Here is an 8,188-nt window from a genome sequence, read left to right as displayed (position 1 = left end):
GCGATCATCAGCAGCGCGAGCCAGATCGCGCAGAACACGATCGTCTGGCCGAAATCGGGCTGGAGCATCAGCAGGCACGCGGTGATGCCGGTGAAGATGAAGCTGATCGTCACCACCGGCAGATCGGGTTCCTTGTCGCGCAGCGACAGCAGCCAGGCCATTGCGACGATGAAACAGGGCTTCAGAAATTCCGACGGCTGGAATTCCGAAACGCCAAGGTCGATCCAGCGCCGCGCGCCATTATGGACCACGCCGATGAACGGCACGAGCGCGAGACAGGCGAGGAAAATCAACGCGCAGATCAGCGCCATCCGCCGCGCGAGCGCGACTGGCGCCATCGACACCGCGATCATCAGCGGGACGGAGACGCTCACCCACATCAACTGGCGCCAGAAATAATAGAGCGGCGCGATATGCACCCTGTCGCCCGAATAGCGCACGGCCGCCGCTGGTGATGCCGCTGCGACGGCGAGCAGGCCGATTGCGATCAGCAGAAACGCGAGCAGCAGCAGCACACGGTCGATGTCGAAGAACCACATGCCAAGCGGGCTGCGGTCGCCGCGCCCGCCGCGTGGCCGCACCTTCGCCCATAGCGCGCGCCGCTGGTCGGCCCGGGGATCGGTTCGCGCGTCGGTCATGCCAATGCCTCCACTGCCTGGACGAAGGCGCGGCCGCGCGCTTCGAAATCGCTGAACTGGTCGAACGAGGCGCAGGCCGGTGCCAGCAACACCGTGTCCCCCGCTTGCGCCTGCGCCGCCGCTTCGGCGACGGCGGCATCGAGCGTACCGCTGATCTGCACCGGCACGCGGTCTTTCAGCAGATCGGCGAACATCGGCCCGGCCTCGCCAATCGCATAGGCGCGCACGACATTGCCGAAGTGCGGCGCGCAAGGCTCAAGCGAGTCCGACTTGGCCTGCCCGCCCAAAATCCAGTGGATGCGCGCGAACGAGCCGAGCGCGGGCGCGGCGCTTTCGGGATTGGTCGCCTTGCTGTCGTTGACGAACGCGACACCGCGCTTGACCGCGACGGTCTGCATCCGGTGGTCGAGCCCGACGAAGCTTTCGAGGCCACGGTCGATGTCGGCATTGGCCACGCCGAGCGCCTCGCAGACATTGATCGCGGCGAGCGCATTGGCGGCATTGTGCGGCCCCTGCAATTGCGGCCAGCGCGACTGGTCCATGCAGAAACCCGGCGCGATCTTGGTCAGCGCTTCGCCCTTCGCGGATAGGCTGCGCGCGATCCTGGCCGAGGCATCGTCGGCGATCGAGATGATCGCCTTGTGCGCCTTGCTTTGCATGGCGAACAGCCGCGCCTTGGCGGCTGCATAGGCCTCGAACCCGTCGTACCGATCAAGATGATCGGGGGTGATGTTGAGCAGCACCGCGACATCGCAGTCGAGGGTGAAAGTCAGGTCGATCTGGTAGCTCGACAGTTCGAGCACGTACACGCCGCCTTCGGGGAGTGGCTCCTGCGCCAAGATCGGCAGGCCGATGTTGCCGCCCATCAGGCTCGGCACGCCCGCCGTCTGGAGGATATGGTGGATGAGCGCGGTCGTCGTCGACTTGCCATTGGTGCCGGTGATCCCGACGACCTTGTGCGGCGGCAGTTCGGCGCGCGCCTGCGCAAACAGTTCGATATCACCGATGATCGGCACGCCCGCCGCGCGCGCCTTCGCCGCGACCGGATGCCGGTTGATCGGCACGCCGGGGGAGACGATCAGCCCGTCGAACCCGATGAGGTCGATGGCTTCGGGATCGGCAAGCACTAATTCCTCCCCCGCTGCGCGGGGGAGGATCAAGTTGCGCCGTCCCGCATCCCCATCCCAAGCCGTCACCCTCGCCCCGCTCGCCACCAGCGCGCGCGCGCTTGCCGCGCCAGAACGCGCCAGCCCCAGCACCGCAAAGCGTTTGCCGCGCCAGAACTCGCTCGTGATCACCGCAGCTTCAACGTCGCAAGACCCGCCAGCGCAAGCACCAGCGCGATGATCCAGAAGCGAATCACGACGGTCGACTCTGCCCAGCCGAGCTGTTCGAAATGATGATGGATCGGCGCCATCTTGAACACACGCCGCCCGGTGCGCTTGTACCAGAACACCTGGATGATCACGCTCAGCGCCTCGACCACGAACAGCCCGCCGACAATGCCGAGGACGACTTCGTGATGCGCCACCACGGCAATCGTGCCAAGGGCACCGCCGAGCGCGAGGCTGCCCGTATCGCCCATGAACACCGCTGCCGGCGGCGCATTGAACCACAGAAACGCCAGCCCCGCCCCCACGGTCGCGCCGCAGAAGATCGCCAGATCACCCGCGCGCGGCACATGCGCAATGCCGAGATAAGCCGCGAACTTGGCGTTGCCCGCCAGATAAACGATCAGCATGAACGCGACGGCGGCGATGATCACCGGCATCGTCGCGAGGCCATCGAGCCCGTCGGTCAGGTTCACCGCATTGCCGAACGCCACAATCGTGAACGCGGCGAACAGATAATAAAACGGCCCGATATCAAACCCACGGTCGATGAATGGAAAATGGAGCATCGTGCCGTTCTGCTGGATGATGATCCAGCTCGCGATGCCGGCGATCAGGAATTCGCCCGCCAGCCGGATGCGCCCCGACACCCCTTCGGTCTTCTGCTTCCTGACCTTGTCGTAATCGTCGAGGAATCCGATCATCCCGAACCCGAGCGTCACGAACAGGCACGCCCAGACATAGGGGTTGCTCATGTCCATCCACAGCAGCAGCGCAATGCCGAGCGAGGTCAGGATCATCAGCCCGCCCATCGTCGGCGTCCCGCGCTTCGCGAGGTGGCTCTGCGGGCCGTCGGTGCGGATCGGCTGCCCCTTGCCCTGGCGCAGTCGCAGCCAGCCGATGAAGCGCGGCCCGATCAGCAACCCGATCAGCAGCGCCGTCGCCACCGCCCCGCCGGTGCGAAAGCTCAAGTACCGAAACAGGTTAAGCCCGCTCGGGAAACCCAGCTGCTGTGCGATGAAGTAGAACATTAGCCCTTTCCATCCGAAAGGGCCGCGACGACCGCCGACAGCCCGACCGAATTCGATCCCTTGACGAGCACGGCATCGCCGTCCGCAAGCAGGGCGATCAGCGCCGCGCGTGCCGCCGATGCGTCGGGCACATGGACGAATTCCAGCCGCCCCTCAAGCGCGTTTGCGAGGGGACGCATGTCTTCGCCGACGAGAATCGCATAGGCGACCGCAGCGGCCAGAATCGGCCCCGCCAGCCCGGTGTGGAAGGCGGCGCTGTCAGCACCCAGCTCGCCCATCTGCCCCAGCACCGCGATCCGCCGCGCCGCCGGTTCAGCGCCAAGCACGTCGAGCGTTGCGCGCATCGACGTAGGATTGGCGTTATAGCTTTCGTCGATCACGAGCGCCTTGCCGCCATCCGCCGTCGGCACGCTCACCCGCGCGCCACGTCCCGCAAGCCCGCCCATATCGGCCAGCGCCAGACCTGCAATCGCGACATCGGCGCCAACCGCTTCGACAGCAGCGAGCACCGCCAGCGCATTGCTCACCAGATGCGCGCCCGGCTGGCCGATCGTGAAGCCCAGCTCGCGCCCCAGCAGCCGCGCGGTGACGAAAGTGCCGCTCGTCGTGCGCATCGTCTCCAGCGCGCGGACATCGGCGCCTTCGCCCAGCCCGAAGGTAACGATCCGCGCGCCGACCGCGAGCGCAGCAGCGATCAGCCGGTCACGGTGGATATTGTCATAGGGGATGATCGCGGTACCGTCGGGCGCCAACCCTTCGAAAATCTCGGCCTTGGCGTCGGCGATCCCGGCTTCGTCCTTGAAATATTCGATGTGTACCGACGCGACGGTCGTGATAATCGCGACATGCGGGCGGACGATCCGGGTGAGGGCTGAGATTTCGCCCGCATGGTTCATCCCCATTTCGAACACGCCGTAACGGCTCGCGGCGGGCATGCGCGCCACACTCAAGGGCACGCCGGTGTGGTTATTGTAGCTTTTGACCGAGCGATGCACCGTCCCCGGCGCGCCGCGATCGAGGCACGCGAACAGCATTTCCTTGGTGCCGGTCTTCCCGACTGATCCGGTGACGCCGGTCACCGACCCGTGCATCCGCGCGCGGCTGGCGTGCGCCAGCGCTTCGAGCGCGGCCATCGTGTCGGGCACCAGCACATGCGGGCTGGCCGGGTTTGCGGGCGGCGTCGAAACAATTGCGCCGCCCGCGCCCCGGGAGAAGACTTGGTCGAGATAGTTGTGGCCGTCAGTGGTCGCGCCCCTCAGCGCGACGAACAAGTCGCCGGGGCCGACTTCGCGCGAATCGAACGCGACGCCATCGACGACGAAATCGCCCGACGCCGTGCCGCCCGACGCAGCGGCGATGTCGGCGGCAGTCCACAGGCTCATGCAGCGCACTCCCGCGCGACGCTGACGTCATCGAAAGGCAAAACGAGATCGCCGACGATCTGGCCCTGCTCATGCCCCTTGCCGGTCAGCAGCACGATGTCTTCGGGCCCGGCCATGCCAATCGCCGCACCAATCGCAGCACGACGATCGGCGATCTCGGTGGCACCCGGCGCGCCGCGCAGCACTTCGGCGCGGATCGCGGCGGGGTCTTCGCTGCGGGGGTTGTCGTCCGTCACGATCACGACATCGGCATGCGCGGCGGCGACTTGCCCCATCGGCTCGCGCTTGCCCGCGTCACGGTCGCCGCCCGCACCGATCAGCACGATGAGCTTGCCCGGCGCATGCGGTTTGAGCGCGGCAATCGCTGCCTCGATCGCGTCAGGCGTATGGGCATAATCGACATAGACCGGCGCGCCCTTGGCGGTGATCACCGCGCGCTCAAGGCGGCCGCGTACCGGCTGAAGCCGCGCGAGATTGGCAATCGTCGCCGCGACATCGCCGCCGCTCGCGATCACCAGCCCAGCGGCGGTCAGCGCATTGGCGACCTGATAGGCACCGATCAGCGGCATGCTGACCTTATGGGTCTTGCCGCCCGCGTCGATCATCAGCACCTGCCCCAACAGGCTCGGCGTGCGCCCGACCAGCTTCAGCGTCTCGCCGCGCTCCCCGACTGTGATCAGCTCCAGGCCCCGTTCGCGCGCAATCGCCGCTACCGCTTCCGATCGCGGATCATCGGCCCAGATCACCGCGCGCGCGCCCGGCGGCGCGACATCGCGGAACAGCCGCATCTTGGCCGCGAAATAATCCTCCATATCGAGATGATAGTCGAGGTGATCGCGGCTCAAGTTGGTGAACGCCACCGCCGCGACCGGCACGCCCTCTGTGCGATATTGCGACAGGCCATGGCTCGACGCTTCGAACGCCAGATGCGTCACGCCTTCGCGCGCGAGCCCCGCCACATTCGACAGGAAAGTCACAATGTCAGGCGTCGTCAGCCCGGTCGCGACCCGATCATCCCCGGTCGTCACCCCTAGCGTGCCGATCGACGCCGCATGAAACCCCGACATCCGCCACAATTGGCGCGTCATTTCGACAGTGGAGGTCTTGCCATTGGTCCCCGTCACCGCAACGCATGTCTCAGGGAATGGCGCGAAGAAGCGTGCCGCCCGCGCTGCAAAAGCCGCGCGCGGATTGGCATCGGCGATATGGACCGCGCCGTCCACTTTTGCTTCGGGCCGCGCGATCACCGCAATCGCGCCGCTCGCAATCGCCGCCGCGATAAAGTCCTCGCCGTTGACGCGCATGCCCCGGAACGCGCCGAACACCGTGCCCGGTGCGACTTTGCGATGATCGATGGCAAAGCCGGTCACGACGGCCTGCTCGTCGCCCCCGGTCAGTGCGCCCAACCTCATTCCGGTGCAGCCTGATCTTCGCCCGGCGCATGCCACAGCAGCGGCAGCAGTTCGGACACATCGACGTCGCGGTTCATGTCGGGCATCACCCCCAGCAGCGATCCGGTGCGCATGATCACGCGCGACACGACCGGCGCGACCGTCCAGGCAGCGGTGGTCTGGCCGCCGCTCTGGGCCGTGGCATGGGGCGAATCGAGCATGGCAACCACGACATAGCGTGGTGCGTCCATCGGGAAAGCGGCGGCAAAGGTCGAGACATTGCGCTTCTTCGAATAGCCGGTCTTCATCGCGATTTCAGCCGTGCCGGTCTTGCCGCCAACGCGGTACCCGGGCGCTTCGCCCTTCTTGCCGGTGCCTTGCAGCACGACAAGGCGGAGCAACTGGCGCATCCGTGCGCTGGTCGCCTCCGAAATCACCCGCCGCCCCTCGGGCGCCTGCCCCGGCGCGATCCGCATCAGCGTCGCGGGGCGCCAGATGCCGCCGTTGACCAGCGCGGCATAGGCACTCGCCAAATGCAGCGGCGTCACCGCGATGCCATGGCCATAGCCGCTCGTCATCGTCGTCACGCGCGCCCAATAGGCGGGCCAGATCGGCCGTTCGCGCTCGTGCAGCTCGATATCGGGGCGCGTATCAAAGCCCATTTTGCGGAACATCGCCTGCATCCGCTCCGCGCCAAGCTCGTCGGCGATCCGGGCGGTGACGATATTCGACGAATGCACCAGCGTTTCGGGAATATCGAGATAGCGTTTCTGCGGGTGGTCGTCGCGAATGTGAAAGCGACCAATTTGCAGCGGCGCGCGCGCGTCAAACCGCCGCGCCATCGATGTCACCACGCCCGAATCGATCGCCGCCGCCATCGTAATCGGCTTGAAGGCCGATCCGAGTTCATAGTCGGACTGGGTCACATTGTTGCGCAACTGCATCATGCCCGGATCGTCGAGGTTTTTCGCGTCGAGCACCTTGGGCACGCTGTTGGCGTCGTAGTTCGGCATCGACACCATCGCGATCACTTCGCCGGTGCGCGCGTCGAGCACGATCCCGGCGGCGCCGCGCGCCTGAAACAGCGCCATGGCCGCGCCGAGCTCGCTTTCCATTGCCGCCTGCACCCGCGCGTCAAGCGCCAGCGCAATGGGTTGCGCGCGCAGCAGCGGATCGGTCAGCGGCTTTTCGAGCACGCGTTCGATCCCGCGAATGCCGTGCCCGTCGATATCGAGTGAGCCAAGCGCATGCGCCGCCATCGACGATTGCGGATAGAGCCGCTCGGGCTCGCGTGAATAGGCCATGGCGGGTTCGCCGAGCGCGTTCACCGCCTTGACCAGCTCGGGCATCGCGCGCCGCTGCAGAAAGACAAAGGGCGCGTCCGAGGTCAGCGCGCGGTAATACCAGCCCTCATCATGCGCGGGCATCAGCGCGGCAAGCTTGCCCGCCAGCTCATGCGGATCATTGACGAGCTTGCGTGGGTGAATGCCAATCGACCACGCATCGATCGTGCGCGCGAGCGGCGTGCCGTTGCGATCGGTCACATCGCCACGCAACGGCACCAAAGCTTCGGCGGCATCGCGCGTCGTTGCCGGCTCGGCAAAGGCCGCCAGCCAGGCGAGGCGCACCAGCACCAAACTCACCCCCGCCGCGATCAGCAGCAGCAGCATCACCAGCCGCACCGGTGCCACCGCCACAATCGGGTGGCGCGTGCCGGTCAGTCGACGCGTCGCCGGGGGGCGCGCAACAAGAACGCTCACCGGGCACCGCCGGATTCAAGCGGGATGTCCTTGATCAGATCAGCGAGGCGATTGTCGCGCAGCGCCTTGCGGTCGAGCAGCGCCACCGCGCGCGGACGGTCGGGCGCGCGCGCACCACTGCGTGGTGACACGACGGCGGCGCTGGCCATGATCGCGCGCGCCGGGCTGGTCCGGACGGGAGCAGTGGCAGCGGTCGTCATCGTCGAAGCCGCAGGCGGCGTCGGCTGCACCGGCGCCGTCGTCACCGCGTTGGCCACCGGAAGCGTCGGCAGCACCTGGTCATGCGCGGCGGGCATCACGCGCGGGGCATTGCGCGCCTGAATGTCGGGCGCGGCATCGGGGTCAAAGCTCACCTGCGCCAGCGCGGCATCGTCGGCGATGAACTGGTCTGCTGTCGGCGCCGTCAGCGCCAGCACTTCGCCATTCCAGCGTTCGAGCTGGGCCATATTGGCGCGCGTACTGAATTCGGTTTCGAGCGAACGGATATCGCGCTGGGCCTGCACAATCGCGCGCTTGACATCGGTGACGCGCTTGCGCTCCGCCGCGACCTGCAACGACACAAGGTAACAGCCGAGCACCACCACCACGCTGCTGATGAACCAGCCGATGCCCCGCAACCGATATGCTGCCGTCATTGTCCTGCTCCCTCTTGCCA

7 protein-coding genes are annotated in these 8,188 nt (G+C 66.7%); all 7 read right to left on the bottom strand.

Going from position 1 to position 8,188, the window contains the following annotated elements; all coding sequences use genetic code 11:
- Positions 1-638: FtsW/RodA/SpoVE family cell cycle protein (locus K2W81_RS09875; RefSeq protein ID WP_294103819.1), on the bottom strand; the 638-nt coding region annotated here is incomplete at its 3' end.
- The gene (murD, locus tag K2W81_RS09870; RefSeq protein WP_294103817.1) at positions 635-1,936 is read right to left on the bottom strand and encodes a UDP-N-acetylmuramoyl-L-alanine--D-glutamate ligase; all 1,302 of its coding nucleotides are present in this window, start codon (positions 1,934-1,936) and stop codon (positions 635-637) included. The genes K2W81_RS09875 and murD, both read right to left, overlap by 4 nt.
- Complete coding sequence (gene mraY / locus K2W81_RS09865; protein ID WP_294103816.1) at positions 1,933-3,000, bottom strand: phospho-N-acetylmuramoyl-pentapeptide-transferase; 1,068 nt, start codon at positions 2,998-3,000, stop codon at positions 1,933-1,935. The genes murD and mraY overlap by 4 nt, the downstream gene beginning before the upstream one ends.
- Positions 3,000-4,382, bottom strand: coding sequence for a UDP-N-acetylmuramoyl-tripeptide--D-alanyl-D-alanine ligase (gene murF / locus K2W81_RS09860; RefSeq protein WP_294103815.1), 1,383 nt, complete (start codon positions 4,380-4,382; stop codon positions 3,000-3,002). Before murF ends, mraY begins: the two co-directional genes overlap by 1 nt.
- Positions 4,379-5,794: a UDP-N-acetylmuramoyl-L-alanyl-D-glutamate--2,6-diaminopimelate ligase gene (locus tag K2W81_RS09855; RefSeq protein ID WP_294103814.1), complete on the bottom strand. Its 1,416-nt coding sequence runs from the start codon at positions 5,792-5,794 to the stop codon at positions 4,379-4,381. The genes murF and K2W81_RS09855 overlap by 4 nt, the downstream gene beginning before the upstream one ends.
- On the bottom strand, positions 5,791-7,533 hold the full coding sequence (locus tag K2W81_RS09850) for a penicillin-binding protein 2 (protein ID WP_294103813.1): 1,743 nt from the start codon (positions 7,531-7,533) through the stop codon (positions 5,791-5,793). Before K2W81_RS09850 ends, K2W81_RS09855 begins: the two co-directional genes overlap by 4 nt.
- The gene (locus tag K2W81_RS09845) at positions 7,530-8,168 is read right to left on the bottom strand and encodes a hypothetical protein (protein ID WP_294103812.1); all 639 of its coding nucleotides are present in this window, start codon (positions 8,166-8,168) and stop codon (positions 7,530-7,532) included. Before K2W81_RS09845 ends, K2W81_RS09850 begins: the two co-directional genes overlap by 4 nt.
- Positions 8,169-8,188 lie beyond the last annotated feature (20 nt).

This window comes from Sphingomonas sp., assembly GCF_019749955.1.
Taxonomy (GTDB): Bacteria; Pseudomonadota; Alphaproteobacteria; order Sphingomonadales; family Sphingomonadaceae; genus Sphingomonas.
Note: the sequence above shows the minus strand (reverse complement) of the source record. Positions and strands in the feature narration are given on the sequence as shown.